Genomic DNA, 19,487 nt, shown 5'->3' with positions numbered 1-19,487 from the left:
CCGCGCCAAGCCCACCGCGCGGATGATGGTCGACGCGCTGCCGCCCCGAGACCCGACCACCGCCCCACCACGGGACCGACCGGGCACGGCACAGGCCGACCGACGAAGGAGGAACGTGGACCACGCCACCCCCTCGCCCGGCCCGCACGCGCCCGCCCCCCACGACAACCCCGCGGCAGCCCGGACAGCACACGCGGGGCACATGACAGGCACGACAGGCACAGCACACCTGGCACGCGCGACGCCACGGACCAAGGGCCGGCGCATCCGACCTCTCCATCTGGCGAACTCACGCTTCACACACGGGAGTTGATAACCACCATGACCATCGAATGGCGCTACCGCGCCGAGCGGGACCTGGGCCTCCTCTCCGTCGCCGGCTACCTCGGCCCGCACGCCACACACCGGTTCACCGGCGCCGTCGGCTGGGCCCTGGCCCGTGGCACCGGCCCGATCGTCCTCGACCTCACCGAACTACGCGGCTGGTCCACCGAGGGACAACGCGCCGTCCTCGCCGCCGCCCGCCAGCTCGCCGCCGACGGCCGTACGTTGGAACTCGCCGCCATCCCCCCGGACGGCACCCTGACCCCCGAGGGCGACTGCCCCACCATCCCCGTCCACACCGACCTGGCCACCGCCCTGGCCGCCCACCCCGCCCCGGCGGACCAACCCGCCCGGCGGCACACGACAGCCCAACCCGGCTGACGCCCCGACCCGGCCGCGAGCCCCACGCGCCATGAGCCCCAGGGCACGGCCGGGCCCGCCGCACCACGCGCCCCGCCCGGCCCAGACAGGGCACGCCACCGAAAGGGCGGCCCCCAGGTTTCGACACCCGGCACCCGGCACCCGGCACCCGGCGTTCGGCGCCCAGCGTTCGGCGTTCGACGCCCGACGTTCGACGCCCGACGCCCGGCGTTCGACGCCCGGCGTTCGGCGTTCGGCGTTCGGCGTTCGGCGTTCGGCGTTCGGCGTTCGGCGTTCGGCGTTCGGCGTTCGGCGTTCGGCGTTCGGCGTTCGGCGGACAAGCAGGACACACCGCGCCCTCGAAGCGCAGGCGACGCACGAGCAGCCCCCACCCCCGCCCCCGCGCCCACACCTCCCCAAGGGGCAACCGGCCCCCGGCCTCACCACCCGGTCAGAGCTTGGGCACCACAGGAGAGGGAAGGCCGGCCACCCACCCGTCCAACACCTCGCGCGCGGCGCCGCCCGACTCCGCGTCGGCGGACTCCACCCGCAGCGCCCGCTCGGGCGCGGACAACGCGAGCTCGCGGTAGAGCTGAAGATCCTCGAACCCGGCCAGCGCCACGTCCCGACTGGAGGCCCCGAACACCACGCGCGGCACCCGCGCCCAGTAACAGGCGGCCAAACACATCGGACACGGCTCGCTGCTGCTGTACATGACGCCGTCCTCCATCAGATGACGCCCCAACTCCCGCGCCGCACCCCGCAGGGCCAGCACCTCCGCGTGAGCCGTCGGATCCACCAGCTCCACCACCCGACTGGCCCCCTCCCCCACCACCCGCCCCTCCACCACCACAACCGCCCCGAACGGAGTCCCCCCACCCACCAACGACTCCCGCGACAACGCGACAGCCCGCCCCAAAAACCCCCGCTCCCCCACCGAAAGCCCACTCACCCGCAACCTCCATCACCCGTCGCCCACACCCCAGCACCCCCATCCAACACGCCCCGCCCAGCCCCGGGCTTACAGACCACGCGGGGCACACCCACCACCCATCGGCTCCACGAAACGACAAATCTCCAAGTCGGCGACTACCTGACCTGGGTTCTCAAAAGAGCCGCCTTGGCGATTCGAACTCGAGACCTACGTTTGACGGGACCGAGATGATTTGTGCTAACTACTGGCCTGCGGTGCCGCATAGTTGCAGTTCATCAGGTCAGAGAACGTGTCGCAGGTTTCCCTGCACCGCTGCGCGTTGCACTGCCCGGCGCCTGTCCACCAGCCGCCCCCCCCCCGGCGGGCCTGCTCCTGGCGCCATCCCGGCGCTACAGCAAGCACCTCGGCCGTAGACAGTGCGGTCTTCGAACTGTTCGCCGCAACCTACAAATTGTCAGGGCGCGCCCGCCCGTACGGGCCCTGCGAGGAACAGTGCTTGCGACGGCAGCCACAACGGCGTGCCGTTCTTCGTGCCCGGGTGGGCGTTAGCCACCGACACTGGCCCTCGACGGCGGGCGCCGAGCCTGCCCGGCTACTGAGCGACGAAGGCCTCAGGGAGATTATCAGCAGGAATGACGCTTTCCCCGATCATTCGCTCCCCCAGGGCGCGGGGCGACACCTACAAGATGGATCATGTTTCCTGTTTCCTCTTCTCATTGGAAACAGGAAACATCCCACTCACAGGCAAAACCCGTGGGATGCTTCCTTCGGTAAAGGGCCGACCACTCCCTCTGATCGCGTACCCACGCACTCGAGCAGCAGAAGAACCTCACAAGCCATACCCCTCGCCGTCTCATCGACTCGTCTTTGTCGACGCACCAGGCAACAGAGGAACTTGGAATCATGAAAAGGTACACCCGCGATTTTGGTAGCGAGCTCCGCCGGAGGCGTAACGAGAAGAAAATCACGCTAGGCCTACTCTCTGAACGAGTTTTTTGCAGCCCGAGCCATCTCAGCAAAGTGGAGACAGGGAAGACTAAAGCAAACCTTCGATTGGGTAGACTCTGCGATGATGCGTTGGAAGCGCAAGGCGAACTAGTAGCACTCCTCGAGGGCGAGGGTTCGATGAGAAGATATCCCATCGACACTAAATCCCTTTTGGGTCTCCCGGCACCACCCTCTCATTTCGTAGGGCGCCTGGATGAACTGAAGAGTGTTACGGACCACCTCACGGGTACGCTCGCGGGCAGCCTGTGCGTCATCAGCGGTATGGCCGGTGTGGGCAAGACCGCTTTGGCGCTCCAGGGGGCATGGGCAGCGTCGAAGTCTTTTCCCGACGGATGCTTCTTCCTCGACTTCAGCGAAACGTCGCCCCATGGCGCACGCGAGGTCCTCAGCTCCTTGCTCCAGCTGATCGGAATCCCTCAGGAACGGCTTCCTTCCCGACCCGATGCCCTGGCCAACCTCTGGCGCAGCGAGACCCGCGACAAGCGCCTACTGCTCGTACTCGACAACGTGTGCAGTGCGGCGGACGTCGCTCCGCTGCTCTCGTCCCATCCCGGCTACAAGGTGATCGTCACCAGCCAGAAACGCCTCAGCGCTCTCGACAAAGCGACCCACGTGCCCGTGGGGGTACTGACCGATGCGGAAGCCGGGGCGCTGTTCCGTACAGCCGGAGGGGAGCGTGCAACATGCGCCCCTGAAGCAGGGATCCGCGCCGTCGTCGAGTACTGCGGCCGTCTGCCACTCGCCGTCCGGATCGTCACTGGCCGGTTGCGCAGCGGATCGATGCAGAGCGTGGCCGAGCTCGAAGCGCGACTGTCGCACGAGGCTCACAGGCTTGAGTTGCTCGATGACGGGGACCGCAGCGTGGCCGTCGCGCTCACCATGTCGTGCCACTGTCTGAGCGGGGAGCAGCGTCGGGTTCTCGCGCTGCTGGCATTGCATCCTGGGCCCGGCATCGATCTCCGCGATGTGGCGATCCTGGCAGGCATCGACCCGCTTCGCGCGGCGACACTCGTGGACAGCCTTGCGGACGCCCACCTGGTGACCCACGAGTCGTCGCACCGTGTCAGCATGCACGGTCTTGTACGACAGTTCGCCCGGGTCGAACTCCTGGCTCATCTGACAGTGGAGGAACAGCACGCTGCCCTTCGGCGTCTACTGGAGCACGGCCTTCGTCTCGCCGTGGCCGCTGACAAGTTGCTCGCTCCCCAGCGCTTCCGGCCGCCGGTGATCCTTGACGACTTCCCGGAGGGAGCACGGACGTTCAGCAACCGAGCGGCCGGGGTTCTCTGGCTGGAGTCGGAGTGGTGGAGTCTCGTTGCGCTGTGCGAGACAGCCGCCGAGCTCGGCCTCCACTCCTTGTGCTGGCAGCTGGCTTTCAGCCTGCGCGACTTCTTCTTCCTCACAAAACGGTGGGGCCCTTGGATCGAGACCCATACGCGAGCAGTCGAAAGCGCCCGCACGGCGGGGGCTCGGACGTGGCTGGCCATCAGCCTGAGCAATCTCGGAGTCGCACACTCGGACCGCGGTGATCTCACCGTGGCTGTCGGCTATTTCCAGCAGGCATTGGCGCTGTATCAAGAGCTGGGCGATGACGACGGCGTGGTGAACTCTGTCGCCAACTTGGCCTGGGCCGAGCTCTATCTAGGCGAACACGAAAACTCTATGAACGGCTTGCATACGGCGCTGGAGCACTACCGGCGGATGGAGAACAGGCGCAATGCCGCCATTACGCTCCGCGGTATCGCGCTGCTGGAGGCAGAGCTCCGGCTCTGCCCCGCCGCCGTCGAGCACGCACAGCAGGCCCAAGCTGAATTCCATGCCCTGGGACTGGAGCTGGATGCCGTGATGTCGGTGAACTGCGCAGCATGGGCTCACTTCCAGTCGGGCGACCACCAGGCCGCCACCGCCGGCTACAAGGCGGCCCTGGTCATGGCCGAGGGTTGCGCCAGCAGTTATGAGGGGGCACGCGCCCTGACTGGGCTAGGCAACGTCAGCCAGGCACGTGGTCACCACGAAGCAGCCACCGAACTCTGGGGGCGCGCCGATGCCCTTTACGGCGGGCTCGAACCGGTGATGCTCGGGGAAGCGCGTGTCCGGCTCGCGTCCTGATGTGGCACGTCAGCTCTCCGATACGGGAGTGCTGACAGGCCTCAAGTCGCTCCGCAAGGGTTTCGGCATCGAGGATCCCGGAGCCCTGAGCCGTGCAGGCCGCGCCCTCCGTCGAGCCGCCGGCATCGCCGAGGGCAATGGAACCGCTGAGGGACGAGCCCTACTCAAGGGCTACTTGCGGGAGCTGACCGACACCTTGCCCCCGCATATGGCCACGCTCGGTGGAGCAGCACTGGCCCTGGACGGGCCCGGCAACGAACGCTTCGGGCAACGGCTGAGGCGGATCGCCGCGTACATCGACCGCGACCCCCGTACCGCACGCCGGCGTGTGGACGAAGTGCTCGAACGCCTGGCAGAGGCGGTGGTGGCCGTCTCTCCAAGCTCACACCGGGCTGGAGGACACGGGGCCCTGGAGCAGGCCGAGGACGTCCACCCCCGCCGTGCCCCCGGCCCCTGCCGTCCGGCCGGGGGCGCGGCGCCCGGCCGACGGGCCTGGGCTCCCCCTGCGCCCCGGTTCAGATACCGCCCAGGGTTAGTCGAGCAGAGACAAGGGCGGATTCCGATGACCGCCATCGTCGGCATCTGCCAGTACGATCGCTGCGGCATTCCTCACCGCTCTGTGTCGCTCGGGGTCACCGCCGACACAGTCGAGAAGGAGCCCGGAGTCGGCCGCGAGGATGGCTGCGGCCGATGTCAGCCCTGCCCGCGCCAGGCTGAGGTAGGCGGGTCGGCCGAGCGGGGCTTCCATGTTCCAGGCGACGGGCACCAGATCCTCGACGATGCCCAGTTTGAGCTGGGTCGGAAGGGTGTCCGGCAAGTCGCGCAGATCGACGGTCGGGTGGACGAGCAGGGCGATCTCGATGACGGTCGTGATCACATCGGCGGCTCGCTGCGCCATGTACTGGACCGGGCCGGGGAACTCAGGCCGGGTGCGTTTCTCCTGGTCGGCGATCGCTCGTTCGATGCTGGCCAGGTTGATCCCCTCCGCCCACATCAGGCAGGCGACAGCACGCCGGGCGGAGCCGATGCCGAAGGCGCTCCTCGAGGGCGGGCCGATGAGCCTGGAGCACACCGTCTCGGCGACCCCGCGCTTCCTCAGCCACCCGGCAAGGCGGGCGTGTTCCTTGTAAGGGGAGCGAGGAAACAGGTCGAACCGGGGGTCGCGCAGTTCGGTGGTGAGCTGGGCCGCGCAGACCAGGGTGGCGTGGTTGACGCTGTCCGCAGGTACGGACCTCAGCGCCTCCGCCACGGAAGACACGGAGTCGACGCCGAGACCGCTTCGAACGGCCAGTCCGCCCAGGTCCGTCAGCACAAGTCCGCGCGGCATCTCCCCGGCTCCCACCGACGTTCCTGTGAGGAATCCACCGGAGATGAGCTCGCCTACCATGCGTCGGACCTCCGGCCTCGGGAAGGGGTCCGGCATACCGCTCGTCCTGGACTGGTGAGCGGCGAAGGTTGCCGCCAGGAACCGTTCGACGTCCGGCCTCGAGCGTCGACGGGCAAGGGAAGCAGGTTCGGCAAGGCCGGCGAGGAGTACACCGCGTACATCGACGGCCGGGTCGAGCAGCGCCGACCGCACCGGCTCCGGTTCTCCCCGTACGTACCGCTGCCATTTCTGTTCGGCGTCAGCGCTGCCCCGCGCCAGGATCACGGCGCGCCCCGGCCACTTCTTGGGACCGGCTCGCCCTGCCCGACCGGCCATGTTCTTGTACTCGGAGACGGAATACGGCCGACCGCCCCCAGGGTGCTCCAAATCGCTGATGATCACAGCGTCTGCAGGCAGGTTGACTCCCTGGGCCAGCGTGGTCGTGGCCACGAGTACGCGCACCTCGCTCTCCCTGTTCCGGAAGGACTCCTCCAACAGCTGTCGTTCCTCCGTTGTCAGGTCTGCGATGTGAAAGGCCACTCCACCCTCCAGGCAGGTGCGCAAGAGGTCTGTTGTCCGTCCGCCGTCCTCACTGGACAGCCTTGCGAGCGCCGCGTAGGCAGGTGGCAGACCGAGTGTGCTGGCGAGCTGCTGCGCAACCCCGCGAGCTCCTCGACGTGTTGCTTGAAACACAATGACCTGCTGGCCCCGCGCAACCAGTTCGGCCACCAACCGTGTCAGCCGACGGCTCTCTCCAACCGCCTCGGCCGGAGCTTCCGGCTGCAGCAACTGCTCGGCCGAATCTGTTCCTTGCCGGTCTCGATACTTGTGCAGCCCGTCCGGACCCATCACTCCTTCGAGCAGCGGGACGTCCCGGCGAGTGATCGTCACGAGGTTGGCGCGAAGCCAGCGGGCGAGTTCACGGGGCTCACCCAGGACTGCGGACAGGCCCACGATCTGAGGCGTACCTGTGGGGTCGTCCTTTACCCGCAGCCAGGTGAGCAGGGTCTCCAGCAGAGGGCCCCGTTCGGGCAACCCAAAAGACTGGATCTCGTCGATTACCAGGGCACCCACGTTCAGCAGCCCTGGGCTCCGGGGGAGCAGCCCGGTGAACTTCTCGTAGGTCAGGACGGCGAGGTCGAACTCGCCCTTGACCAGCTGCGGCATCTGGTCGCTCAGCTCACCCGTGGCTCGGATCACTCTGAGTCCGAGAGGTTCGTATCGCTGCCGAAACCCTGCGTACTGCTCGCTGACCAGGGCGCGGGTGGGGACCAAGAAGACCGCTTTCCTCCCGAGGGCAACCGCTCGCATGGCGCCCAGCTCACCCACCATGGTCTTGCCTGTCGCGGTGGGGGCACTAACGAGGACATTCATGCCTTCCAACAGAGCACCCTCATTGATGGCATCAACCTGCAGACGGTTGAGCTTGCCCAGGCTTCCGCTCCACGCCTCCAGGACCGGGTGCGGGATCCCGTAGGGCTTGAGCGACGAGAAGTCCGCGGTGGCGGGCAACGGCCTTGTCGCGCCAGCAGTGGACAGATAGCGCGCACCCCGTACGAAGACACGCAGAGAAAAATTCGAGGAACTGACACCTAGAACGGGCTTCTGGACCTCGTGGGGCATTATCCGACCGTGCGAACTCACGCTCTTGGAGACATAGTGAGCCAACTTGAAGATATGCACGTCGCCGTCATCGACGGCATCAGGGTGGCCAAGCAGCCCTTGAATAAGATAATGACTGAGCAGCCCGTGACGGACATGCTGATCTTCGAATGCTTCTTGGTCATGGCCTGCGGCAGCGATAACGAAATATCCGTCCTTGCGCAACTCTTCGAGCCTTTTCGTCGCCGAGACAGAGCCATTACGGCTCATCAAATCCTCCCGCGCGATATGGAGAACCTTGTCTGCGGCATGACCAGAAAAGCAGCAGTCCAGCACCAGGAGCAGCGCACGCGCCGGAATCCGACGGATCAGTTCGGCGAGGTCGTCCAGGGGCAGGGAGCCCTTGGCGGGATCGTCCGACGAGACGTCGTACGTGGCCAGAGCACCACCGGGGACCCCATGCCCGGAGAAGGCAATCACGACGAAGTCTTCATCCGTACTAGCCTCGGCCAGGCATCGCAGTTCCGCTACGATCCTCTCCCTGGTGGCATCACTGTCGAGGAGCAGGGTTGCCCTTCCCTCAAGATTGTCGTCGAAAAGTGCACAGAGCGCGATAGCATCACGCTTCGCGAACCGCAAGCTCCTGAAATCCGACTCGTAGTAGTCGATGCCGACGAAGAGCCCGTAGAACGCCATCCCACTCCTTCGAAAAACCAGGATCCGCTGTCGATGCATTCCCGTAAGCTCCGGGAGGGCGCCGGGGGAACCGTACGATACGGCAACCCGATCAAGGAGGACAGGGAAATTCTCGAAACCGGAAGCGCATCGGATCACCACAAGAGGAAAGAGTCGTGATCATTTCACCTGAAGCCGGGAGGTCACTCGAGAGCAGCGATCTCGTTCGAATTAAACCCGCCAACGTTCGAGGTATCGAATGGCGATGCCCTCAACGGTTGGCGACTCAGGTGCGCCCGGGCACGCCCCGGCCTCGCCGCTCGACCTCAATCCGCCCCCTGGTCTCATGGGCACCGGGTGCGCTGCACGACGTACTGAACCGCGTCGAGTTCGAACGGCTGGCTCCGGAGGACGCCTTGGCCGCCTGGCGATCCGGACCCGGGCGTCCCGTGCACCCTGCACTCGTCAGGTGGACCGAACATGCCGTCCACGGGTACCTCGCCGCAGCCGCGGCCCTGCCAGCTCCGACCAACTCTCCCCCTGATGCACCTCTGGAGCCGGTGTCGCGCCTGTGGGCCCGGCAGCGTGGGCCACTTAAGCCCGGGGCGCCGGGCATGTACGAGGAAATGGTAGAAGACCGACGCTATGCCGGGCACGGAGTCCGTGAACTGCGCATCGTGCGTATCGACTCCGTGGAAAGTGTGCCTCGGGACGATGTGGAGATCGCCATGGCGGTGGGCGTCCTGGCAAGTGCACGCGCGGTGCTGACCTCTCAGTGGGACAGGAAGCCGCTCCGGCTCGGGCCGTTCGAACCCGCTCGGCTGGTACGCCTCGTGGAGATCGGCTGCACCGACTCATCCCACCGCGTGCTTTTCGAAGACACTCCCACGGCGGCGTACGCACGCTACGACTCGGCCGTCGAGGCACATATCGACCAGATCATCGCAGGTGGCTCGTATCGCCCCGGCAAGGACTGCGCCAGGTGCGACGCCGTCGCTACCTGCCCCGCGATCCCGTCCGCGCCGGGCCTCCTCGGCATCAGCGGATCGGGGCTCCCGCGCCGCTCATGGTCGATGACGACAGGGCGCACCCACCGTCGCTGCCCGGCTCGCGCGCACCTGGAATCCCTGTTCCTACCGAGGGACGACCTGGCCGAGGACACTGATGCGGTCGTGCGCGGCAAGGCCGTACACGCGTGGATCGAGAGCCGGCACCGCCGTACACCGCAGCGGCCCTGCGAACCTGACGACGTGCCCGGCCCACCCGAGGCGTGGCAGTACGAGGGGTGGTCGTTGACCGGGCTCCAGGCCCGGCTCGGAATCCAGATGATCGGCGACCACTCCCTCGTCTGTCCCTTGCGGGACCAGCCCGAGGACGTGGAAGTCCAGTCGGAACGGACGGTCGCCGTCTACGACCCGAATGCCGACACCGTCGTCGTCGCCAAGACTGATCTGCTGTATCGCGTGGGCGAGCTGTGGACCCTGCGCGAGACGAAGACCAAGAGGGCCCCCGACGAGGGAGACCTGCTGGATCAGTTTCCTCAACTCGCGCTGGCTGTCCTGCTCGCCCGGGCGGGGGCCCTGCCGGGGAACGGGGAATGCGGAGTGGAGATGGAGCGGCTGACCGCCAGCGGCCCGGTCGTGACCAGAATTGACACCGCCGCTCCGGATGTCGTTGCCCGGGCGAGAAGCGCCCTGGAACCGTACGTAACCCCGTGGCACGGCGACGCCCGGTATCCGGCCAAGGCGGGCAAGGCTTGCGAAGACTGCCCGTTCACGCGCTGGTGCCCCGACGCGGCCAAGCGGAGGAGCACATGACCGTCTGGCTGACCGGCCCACGAGACGACCCGGCAGAGCGCGCTCACCGGGTGGTAGCCGCAGCCCTGCGCGCCGCCTATGCGTGGACGGTTCGACGCCGGCAGAACGACGCCATGCGGGAGGTGGCGAGGATGACCGGCGTCGTCATGGAGGCGCACGGGCCCGCTCTCGGCCCGACGACACCGCTGGACTTCATCGGCTCTCTACGACAGCGCCTTGGGCTGATGCCGGTGCTCGCCGGGAACGCGGACGAGGCGATCGCCCAGGCCGTATTGCTCGACTGCGAGGACCAGCTCACCGCAGAAGCCTACGACCTGGCGTGCGAGTACGCACTGCCAGTGGGCGGGCCATCCTCCTCGGCGTGGCTGCCCACCTGGACGAGAATGCGCTCCGACCGGATTCGCGACGAAACCTTCAAGACGCTGATCGAGGGCAACGGACAGGAGAGGTACACCGCTTCGCGCCGTTTTCTCATCGAGCACCCCGCCGGTTCCACCGCCGAACTACGGGAGCTCGTCAGCGAGACCGGGGTGAAGCTCCCGCCACGGGGATACACCGACATCACGGCCGACCACCTTCATCGCTCGGCCGACGGCGCGACATGGTGGTGGCCGTGTCCCGTGTGCCACTGGCCGATGGCAGTCACCGGTATGACCGTACGCTGCCGGTACGCCCCCCATGCCAACGTCTACCGGCTGACGGAGGCCAGGGCGCCCCGGTCCCGTCCGGCTCTGAGGAGAGTCGACGAAGGACGACCACGCTCAGCCACGCCTGCGGCCCGGCCGGGCGCCGGTTCCCGGTGTGTGGAGTACGGCGTCTGGCGATTCGTTGTCGTTCCCGGGGCAAGCGAACTCCGCATCAAGCAGCGCCTGGAGAAGCTCGGTGCAACCGTCGAGCTCTGGCCCAAGCTCGACCGGTACGACCTACACGTCAGGGCAGGCAGCACAGAATTCAAGATCGACGTCAAGGAGTACCGCTCACCCCACCGGCTGATCGCCGACCTCCGAGCGAAGGCCCCCAGCGCCCGGGTTCTCCTGCCACAGACGCACGAGTACCAGTGGGAAACCCTGAGGGTCTCTCTGCCATCCCTGCAGATCACCACCGAGACGAAGTTCCACGCTGAAGTACGACGAGCGCTGAGGACATCATGAGCATGACCGCACCCGGGACCGAGAGGGCCTTCCCCCGCGTCATGGGCGCCGCAATCGGACTGGCCGCCAGCTTCTTCCCCGTCGAGGACGGCGGCGACTTTAAGCGCGCGACCACCCGCAACGACGTGCTCTACGTGCTGGACGGCCACATCGCGGACTGGTCCGGCTGGCGTGACCTGTCGGCCGCCGACGCACGCCGTTTCACCAAGCTGCTGCGCCGACGCCCGAACCAGATGGCCAACGCGGAAGCGGCAGGCCCTATCCTCGACAGCCTGCTCAGCAACGGCCAGATCCCCGGTTGCAGCGTGGCAGGAGACGGGGAGGCGGAGAGCCGCGGGCAGATCTTCGTGGACCCCGGCATGCCGCTCCCCACCTACGTCGACGGCTTCCTGCGGCAGCTCGACGAACTGCACGCGGCGAAGAGCCGTGTACTGGCCCCCGCCCAGGCAGGTCCGCACATGACCACGACCGGCGTCATCGGCCCGGATGGCCACCAACAGACATTCGTCGATCTCCACTACGAGATCCAGTCCCACCATCACGAGACCGGGCATCCGATCCCCGTGGTCCGTGACGCTCCGGCCCTGGGGAACTGCTGGGTTCCCTTCGACGAGTTGAAGGAGATCGCCCAGCGCATCGACCGGGCCGAACAGGGCCTCGGCCGGAGCGCCTACCGCGAGAAGGCAGTGGACCGCTTCGCTCAGCAGTTGCGTTCCCGTGGCAATGAGAACGTCAAGGGGCTGGACCTGACCGCCGGCAACCTCAACGAGCTCCTCGCCTACACAGGCTTCGGCAAGTCGGTTGTCCTCATCGAGACCTTCGCCTGCTGGGCTGTCCGTCGGCACATCTCCGTGGCCTTCGTCCTGCCGACCAATGCCGACGTCGTCCGAACTGTCCACGGCATCGAAAGAGCCATGAAGACGTACGGTGTGGAGCCGAGTGGCGGTGTCGTGCCGCTCGTCTCGCCCCGGTCGCTGATCAAGGTAGCGGAGACTGCGGCCGCCCGTGCCACCCTGGACGGCCCAGACGCGGACTGGATCTGGAAGCGATTTGGCTACGGCTGCGCACTCGCCGCGCTGGCCGGATCGGACGAGGCGATCGACCGGTGGCAGCCGGGCAGCGAGCCATGCGCCAAGCTGCGAAAGCTGTCCCGGGGCCGCCGGAAGAACACCACGGTCTCCTGCCCTTGGCGGGCCTCCTGCGGACGCTATAGGGCTGTTCGTCAGGCGTGCACAGCGGATGTCATCGTCACCTCGCACGCGAACCTGCTGCTCGGAGTCCTTCAGGCACCAGTGGAGGACGGATACGGCGGTGATGACCGTTTGACCGTGGAGGAGCTGCTGATGCGACGCTGTCAGATCATCATCATTGACGAGGTAGACAGCTTCCAGAGCACGGCGATCGACCATGCGGGCCGTCATCTCGTCCTTGACCACGCAGGTCGGACCAACACCCCCCTGCGCAAATTCGATCAGGACTTCGCAGCGACGTCAGGACGGCTCAGGGACGAGGTCGATGCCAGTGTCCGCGACGCCTACCTGACCCTTCGCTACTTGTCCGAGAACTACGTCAGCCACCTGACCTACGAGCGTCTCGGCGCCGCGGCTCCCTCCAAAGGACGGCGCCCGCGCGGGCCAGGGCGCTACTGGATGGTCCCCCGGCGGTGGGACAACTGGCTGACCGCCCGGCTCTTCGGACTCGACACGGAGAAGGTCGATACCAAACAACTAGAGATGTTCCGTTCGCTCTTCCTCGACGAGATGCCGCCCCACGACGACGAACCTAAGTCCTTCGGAGCCGCGCGGCAGCACCTCGCAGCGGTGGTCACCGGAGGGTCCGGAGGGCTGTCCTTGCCCGTGGCGCGAGACGCCCTTGAGCAACTCGTCAAGGATCTACCGGAGGAGCACCGGGCCCGGGTCGTCAACCGGATCCTCCGCCGCGCCATTCTGGAACGCATCCGGATATTTTTGCACCAGCTAATGGCGAACAACGCCCAACTAGTCGACATCGGGGTCGAATCAGCTCAGGAGATCGCGGATGCCCTGGGCACGTACGGCCGTTGGCGCATCACACCGACCGGCCCCTTAGGAAGGCTCGTCTTCGCCTTCACCGAGTATCACGACGACACGGGAGGGCAGGCGGCACGTCTGTCGACGGCAGCATTCGGCGGTGACCCGCACACCTATGCCGTGGGGCTCGGCGACACCACTGCCTTGGGGCACGCCGGAGTCCGCCGCATCGTCCTCGGAATGTCGGCCACCTCCTACTTCCCGTACGCGCCGCACCACCACATCCACACCACTCCGAAATGGTGGGTGGCGGACGAGCACGAGGACGCCGTGCGCGTCCTGGCGGCGCGGATCGATGACGAGGAGGGCCGACCATGCCGGATCTCCGGTCTGGAGGGGGCCGAGCGTGCTATAGCGACCCAGCACATCGCCACGGCGTTGTGGAGCACACACCTACGGCCCGAACTGGAACGGCTTACCTCCGAAAAGCGTGGGCGCGCCCGTGTACTTCTCGCCACGACGTCCTACGAGGCAGCGCGGCACGTTGCGGAAGGCCTGTTCACGGCCGGCGTCGACGCCACACGCATCTGCCTAGCGGTAAGGCCCGGCTCCTATGCGGACGACCAGGAAGCAGCCGTGGACGTCGGCCGATGGCGGGAACTACCAGCCGACCGGTTGGAGGGGTTCCCTGCTGTTCAGGGGGCCGACATCCTCATCGCTCCCCTAGCTAGGGTGCAAAGAGGGGTGAACATCATCGGAGAGGGCGACAAGTCCGCCTTGGGGTCGGTGTGGCTGATCGTCCGGCCCATCCCTTTGATCGACGAGCCGTCGGAACTCGTCGCGCACATCCAGGCACGAGCGCTGCGCGAGCACCGTGGCCCATCCAGCGACCCCCAGGCTTTGCTGGCACAACGCCGCAGAGTGGCCGGCCAGTACCTCGACGAGATCATCCGCCGCCCGCCCTACTTTCAGGCCCAGCCCCTCGACGTCAAGCTCGGCGTAGTGGCCGAGATCATCAATGGAGCCGTACAGCTCATCGGCCGTGCACGGCGTGGCGGCACCGACGCGACGCTGCATCTGGTGGACGGGGCCATGCTCGACCCCGGGGGCGGTACCGACCTGGCAACCCTAATTCTCACATTGCGAGACAGGTGGCGAACCCAGGGTGTCCTGCCCGCGATGCAGCAATACTACGGAACAACCCTCAAGGCATTCTTGACATACGCGGAACACCCCGACGCCGGAGACGTCCATTGTTGATCACTTTGGCCTACCGCGTGCCACGACAGGACATGGACTCCCTGCTGGGCTCCATCACCGCCTACCCCCTCACCGCGAATTTCGAGAATGCATGGGCGGACCTACCCAAGCGGGAGAACCAATGGCGGCAGCGTTACTCCGCCCTCGCCACCGGGCTGGTTGCCGCCACCGGGCAACCCGTCAGGTTGTTTGGAGAACGCGATCTCGCGGAGGAGGAGCAGTCAGCGGGCAGCCGCATGTTGCTCCTCACCAGCGACGCCGCTCTAGACGACCGGCTGCGGGTCGCTGTGCGGGCCTGGGAAAGGCACATCCGTGACGGGAAGAAGGCTCCGCTCCTCCCCGGGCTGCTGCCTGCCCCCGAGCCAGTGCGCTCCTTCGTCGACTTCATGAAATTCCGTCCAGGCCAAGTTCCAGTCATGCCCGGCTGGGTGTTCCGTACGGCCGAGTGGCAGGTGATGCGGCAACTGGCTGGAATACCCATGCGCATCGACGACCGAGCGCCCGTCCATTGGTCCATGGACACCGACGGGGCCCTCCTAGCCTGGGAGTCCGGCGATCTCATCGCCAACCGTGCCGGATCAGCCTTCAGCATGCACAAGGTGACCGCAAGGCTGACCACCCGGGCGGGCGTCGAAGACCCCGTCCTCTGCTTCGATGCTCACCTTTCCAGGATCTCGCCGCAGGGGGATTGGGCGAAGAACGTGTGGATCGAGCGGAACGAGGACGACTCTCCCATCCTCAAACTCCCACTGCGGCGCCGCCTGGACAGAGAGACCGGCAAGTGGCGCAGCCATCTCGATCCCGTTATCACGAAGATCATCGAAGCATGTCAGTTGTCAGCACTGGACATTCCAGATGAGCTACCACACATTCCGGGGACGATCAGGCCTCAGATGGCGAGCACCCGGTTCCACACGCTGGGAAGCGGCCCCGGCCCCAGATTCATGCTTCGACTGCACGAGCACATTATGTCCACTCTTCCCCTCCTCGCACCTCTGCCCTACGAGGTGGACAAGAGGATCAGGCTCGCACCTCGCGTGACGAGCTACCAGTCCGGCGGTCTCCCTGCCTCCGCAGTCGGACCGAGCGGATTCCGAAAAGTCACTCTGGCCTGCGTCTACGCCACACCCGCAGGACGCGACCGTATGCTAGCCGAACTCGAGGAGCTGGCAGGACGGCCCGTGAAGCCAACGTCCGAACAACGGCCCGCCCAAGTCAACTCCCGTATGGACGTGGTCACCCGCCACTGCCCGGAGCTCCTCGCCCACAACACCGTGAATCGCGCAGCCGCGCTCAGGCCGCTGAACCTTCCGTCCGGTGACGCCCACTTGGTTGCAGCCTGGCTGGAGACCGAGTACCACCCTGACGTACCGCGCCCCGAGATCGATGCCAAACCGCACCTAAGGCGTTTGCTCGGGCACTTGGGGGTACCGGCCCAGTTCCTTGCGACCGAGCCGCCCGTCCTCCCGCCCAAGGCCAACCCACCCAGCGCCGAAACCAAGAAGCACGCCGCCCGGGCCGCCCTGCGCGACCTGCTTCGGGCTGCGGGAATCCTGGACAACCGGCTACTGGACTCTGTGATCGCGGGCGGACGACCTCACGGCCTCGCCAGGAAGGCACTGTTGGTCGGCATCCATACCCGCAGACAGCAGACGGGAACGGGAGGCAAGCCGCTGGTCCTCACCATGGTGGCGCTATACGTCGACCCCGACGACCTGGCAAGCTGCCAAGTACTGGTCCACAGCGGCCGGAGGCAGGCGTGGGTGCGTGGCGCCGAGGGTGTGGCGGACTTTCACTCCGGTGCCATCGGAACAACCCGCTTTGGCCGCACGGGAGAGAAGACGGAGCTGACACGGGCCGTGGTCGAGGACAGACTCGGCGAACTTCTGACCATGTCACCTGACGGCACCCCCATGGTGATCTTCGTGGATACCCAGGAGACTCGGGCTCTCTGGCCAGGACTGCAGAACGCACAGCTGAACGCCGGCCCGCTCCCTGGAGACAAGATGCGTGAAGGCGGCGCCGACATCGCCGTCGTCCGCCTGAACACAGAGCTCCGTGAGATCGGGCGCCCTGTCACCCGGCGAGAGAGGACGAACATGCCCAGCGACCCGGCCAAGCCCGCCGCACCGGACCGCAAGGTGTATCGGCTCTCGGACGCCGACGGGCGCTACTGGCTCTTCGCCGGCCGATCTGCATCGATCAAGGCCAAGGGCGGAGACCGGGGCGCCTTCTACACCCGATGGACCCTACCCGACGGGCTCGCCTCTCAACTCTCCGTCCCGTGGCACTCGTATACAGGGAAGGAGATCGTGGTGGTGAGCCCGGGGTCGTGGGCTCCCGAGCAGCTAGCTGGCCTGACGGCAAGCCTCTGCGAACAGGCCATCTCCTGGGACGACCGGACGCAGATGCCCGTACCGCTCCATCTGGCGACCATCATCGACTACGACCACCCTGACTACCGGGTGTCGGGGGAGGAGGATGCCTGAGGGCTCCGGTAACGCCGGTCAGGACTCGGCACCGCTCAGCGGCCTGAGCACCCCGGCCGGCAGCTGACCAAGTGGCGGCCGGGAGTACTTCGGTACCCCCGTCATCGCCCGCAGCAGGTCGTCGATGCCCTCCGAGGTGAGCTTCGTGACGTCGTAATGGTCCGACGTCCAGGGCTGCAGCATCTCGGGGATGTTGTCCACCAGTTCATGGGGCAGGACAACGGGCAGCACCTTGGGGGTCCACTCGTCGCGGTGCGTGTGCAGCCGCTCATTGATGAGCCGGGATTCACTCCGAATCCCTGGGTGCTCGGGCCCGCACAACTCACCGTCGAACGCTTTGCGACAGATGGGGGATGCTAGAACGATGACGAAATCGACCTGGTCGATGGCCTTCCTCGCCCAGATGCCCCACTCCCCGCGCTTGCCTTCCTGATACCGATCCATGTGCACGTCGACGCCATTCTCGGCAAGAAGATTACCGAACTGCCTAGCGGTTTCCTTGTGCAGTAGAGAGTCGTGCGCGTAGCAGATAAAAACGGAAGGGTGGTATTCCTGGTTCGGATCCTCGGTGGCGGCCGAGAGCGAAGGCACCACGCCCCTCAGGTCCTCCCGGGGCGCGATTAGACTCAGTCGGAAATCAACTGGCACCTGCGTGGGTCGGTATTCGATATCCGGGAGGGCCGACAGGTCGTATCGAGCGGAGCATTCCACTCGTTGCTCAACCTGTCCGGTGGGGGCGAGCAGGACGACCCAGGCAGCGTACGAGCCGGGACGGACGCAGGTCTCGCCGAGCGCTACATGCCTCCACCGCACGCTGTTGCCGCCGGCGCCGAACATGTCGACCCTGTCCGTGGTCCCCGGAAGCAGAACCTGACTGGAATCATCGCCCCCGCTCGGGACAAAGTTCAGAAAACGGTTAAGCAAGTAGGCCTTGGGGATCTCTGGAGATGCACCGAAGCGAGGAAGGGCATCGACGACGACAGCCCGATCTTCCGACTCCCCGGAGAGGAACTCGAAAGAAATCTCGAACCAAGGCATCCCGGGGCAATCAGGATCGATTTCGAGGTCGTAGTTGATCTTGACTAGGTAGGCGTCGCACCCGTCGAACATATTCGACGGGACATCGATGCGGTCCACCTGCCAGCTGCGCAGCTTAGTCGAGCCCACACTGACACCGTTCGGCGCGGGATCCATCCTCCTGCCACCCTCACGCACGACAGTGAGGTTGATATGGACGCGCCTCTGTGGATCCACTGGTGCACCTTTCGATAGTCCGCGATGGCGCCACACTAGGCCACCGCCCGCCTCGCGGCCCCCCGCTGCTCCAATGTCAGACATCTGTCAACTTTTGGCGCGCTAGGGCCTGTCTGACAAAGGATCTTGGTTGGGTTGGCGGAGCCAGAGGATGAGTGCGGCGAGGTGGAGGTCGGCCTTGTAGCGGGTGGCGAGTTTGTCGAAGCGGGTGGCGATCGCGCGGAATTGTTTGAGGCGGTTGAAGCAGCGCTCGACCACGTTGCGGGCTCTGTAAAGCTCGCGATCGAGGCCGGCGGTCTGCCGCCGGCCTTCCCTTGCCGTAGGCGGTTGGCCTTCTGGTCCGCCCGCTCCGGGATCACTGCCCGGATGCCTCTGCGTCGCAAGGTCTGGCGGATCGCCCGGGAGGAGTACGCCTTGTCCGCGATGACGGCATCGGGCCGGCGGCGGGGGCGCCCGGCGCCGGTCCGGGGCACCCTCAGCGCGTCCATGACCGTGTCGAAGACGGTGGAGTCGTTGACGTTGCCGGGCGTGAGGACGAGGGTCAAAGGCAGGCCACGGCCGTCGCAGGCGAGATGGACCTTGGTGGTCAGCCCGCCGCGGGAGCGGCCCAGCGCCTGGCCAGCCGACGGATATGCCGCAACTTCCAGTTCGTCCCCCGCCGCCGCCCCCTTTTGCGGGCCCCGGCGGCGTGCTGATGAGCCCGGTTGATCGTGGAGTCGACCGACACGACCCACTCCACGGCTGCGAGGGAGTCGTCACGGACCTGGACCTGCTCGAGCAGGCGAGCCCAGGTACCGTCCGCCTCCCAGCGAGCGAACCGCTCATAGACCCTCTGCCACGGTCCGTAGCGTTCAGGCAGGTCACGCCACGGAGCACCGGTCCGCAACCGCCACAACACCCCATTGATCACCTGCCGATGATCCCGCCACGGCCGACCACGACCATCAACACCCGGCAACAAAGGAGCTACCCGCTCCCACGCCGCATCCGTCAGCTCACCACGACCCACCACAACACCAATTATCAGACAGGCCCTAGTACTGCAACGGTGCTTGCCGTGACTGATGGCCGGGTTGGTCGTTGGCGTGTTCATGGGTGGGGACCTTGCTGATGTCAGGTTGTGGGCGGG

At 66.4% G+C, this 19,487-nt stretch carries 9 protein-coding genes and 2 pseudogenes; 7 read left to right on the top strand and 4 right to left on the bottom strand.

Annotation, left to right across the window (positions count from 1 at the left end; translation table 11 throughout):
• The first annotated feature begins 321 nt into the window (after positions 1 to 321).
• Positions 322 to 705 carry an STAS domain-containing protein gene (locus ACFVFR_RS25605; protein WP_383705722.1) on the top strand — a complete coding sequence of 128 codons (384 nt, stop codon included), beginning with the start codon at positions 322 to 324 and terminating at the stop codon, positions 703 to 705.
• A 430-nt stretch (positions 706 to 1,135) separates the two neighbouring features.
• Here ACFVFR_RS25605 and ACFVFR_RS25600 read toward each other — a convergent pair whose 3' ends face one another.
• Complete coding sequence (locus ACFVFR_RS25600) at positions 1,136 to 1,621, bottom strand: nucleoside deaminase (protein WP_383705823.1); 486 nt, start codon at positions 1,619 to 1,621, stop codon at positions 1,136 to 1,138.
• A gap of 900 nt (positions 1,622 to 2,521) precedes the next feature.
• On the opposite strand from ACFVFR_RS25600, the pseudogene ACFVFR_RS25595 reads away from it, so the two are divergent.
• Together ACFVFR_RS25595 and ACFVFR_RS25590 are read left to right on the top strand one after the other, a co-directional pair.
• Positions 2,522 to 2,716, top strand: a pseudogene (locus ACFVFR_RS25595) (helix-turn-helix domain-containing protein); the annotation flags it as partial.
• A gap of 27 nt (positions 2,717 to 2,743) precedes the next feature.
• Entirely contained in the window at positions 2,744 to 4,735 is a 1,992-nt protein-coding gene (locus ACFVFR_RS25590) for a tetratricopeptide repeat protein (RefSeq protein ID WP_383705821.1), read from the top strand.
• A 532-nt stretch (positions 4,736 to 5,267) separates the two neighbouring features.
• On the opposite strand, the gene ACFVFR_RS25585 is transcribed toward ACFVFR_RS25590, so the two are convergent.
• Positions 5,268 to 8,399: a DEAD/DEAH box helicase gene (locus tag ACFVFR_RS25585; RefSeq protein WP_383705720.1), complete on the bottom strand. Its 3,132-nt coding sequence runs from the start codon at positions 8,397 to 8,399 to the stop codon at positions 5,268 to 5,270.
• 593 nt (positions 8,400 to 8,992) lie between these two features.
• Between ACFVFR_RS25585 and ACFVFR_RS25580 the strand changes: the two genes are divergently transcribed.
• The 4 genes from ACFVFR_RS25580 to ACFVFR_RS25565 are packed head-to-tail and all read left to right on the top strand — an operon-like array spanning position 8,993 to position 17,104.
• Positions 8,993 to 10,195 carry a PD-(D/E)XK nuclease family protein gene (locus tag ACFVFR_RS25580; protein ID WP_383705718.1) on the top strand — a complete coding sequence of 401 codons (1,203 nt, stop codon included), beginning with the start codon at positions 8,993 to 8,995 and terminating at the stop codon, positions 10,193 to 10,195.
• A complete protein-coding gene (locus tag ACFVFR_RS25575) occupies positions 10,192 to 11,346 on the top strand; it encodes a hypothetical protein (protein ID WP_383705716.1) in 1,155 nt (384 codons plus the stop codon). The genes ACFVFR_RS25580 and ACFVFR_RS25575 overlap by 4 nt, the downstream gene beginning before the upstream one ends.
• The gene (locus tag ACFVFR_RS25570) at positions 11,343 to 14,615 is read left to right on the top strand and encodes a hypothetical protein (protein WP_383705714.1); all 3,273 of its coding nucleotides are present in this window, start codon (positions 11,343 to 11,345) and stop codon (positions 14,613 to 14,615) included. Before ACFVFR_RS25575 ends, ACFVFR_RS25570 begins: the two co-directional genes overlap by 4 nt.
• Positions 14,616 to 14,632: 17 nt before the next feature.
• Positions 14,633 to 17,104 (top strand): RNaseH domain-containing protein, encoded by a 2,472-nt coding sequence (locus ACFVFR_RS25565; protein ID WP_383705712.1) that lies wholly within the window; start codon positions 14,633 to 14,635, stop codon positions 17,102 to 17,104.
• 18 nt (positions 17,105 to 17,122) lie between these two features.
• Here the strand turns inward: ACFVFR_RS25565 and ACFVFR_RS25560 are convergent, their stop codons facing one another.
• Both ACFVFR_RS25560 and ACFVFR_RS25555 read right to left on the bottom strand, forming a co-directional pair.
• On the bottom strand, positions 17,123 to 18,298 hold the full coding sequence (locus tag ACFVFR_RS25560) for an SEFIR domain-containing protein (protein WP_383705710.1): 1,176 nt from the start codon (positions 18,296 to 18,298) through the stop codon (positions 17,123 to 17,125).
• 162 nt (positions 18,299 to 18,460) lie between these two features.
• Positions 18,461 to 19,370 (bottom strand): annotated as a pseudogene (locus ACFVFR_RS25555) (IS5 family transposase).
• Positions 19,371 to 19,487: the final 117 nt, after the last annotated feature.

Source organism: Streptomyces sp. NPDC057702, from assembly GCF_042799315.1.
Taxonomy (GTDB): Bacteria; Actinomycetota; Actinomycetes; order Streptomycetales; family Streptomycetaceae; genus Streptomyces.
Note: the sequence above shows the minus strand (reverse complement) of the source record. Positions and strands in the feature narration are given on the sequence as shown.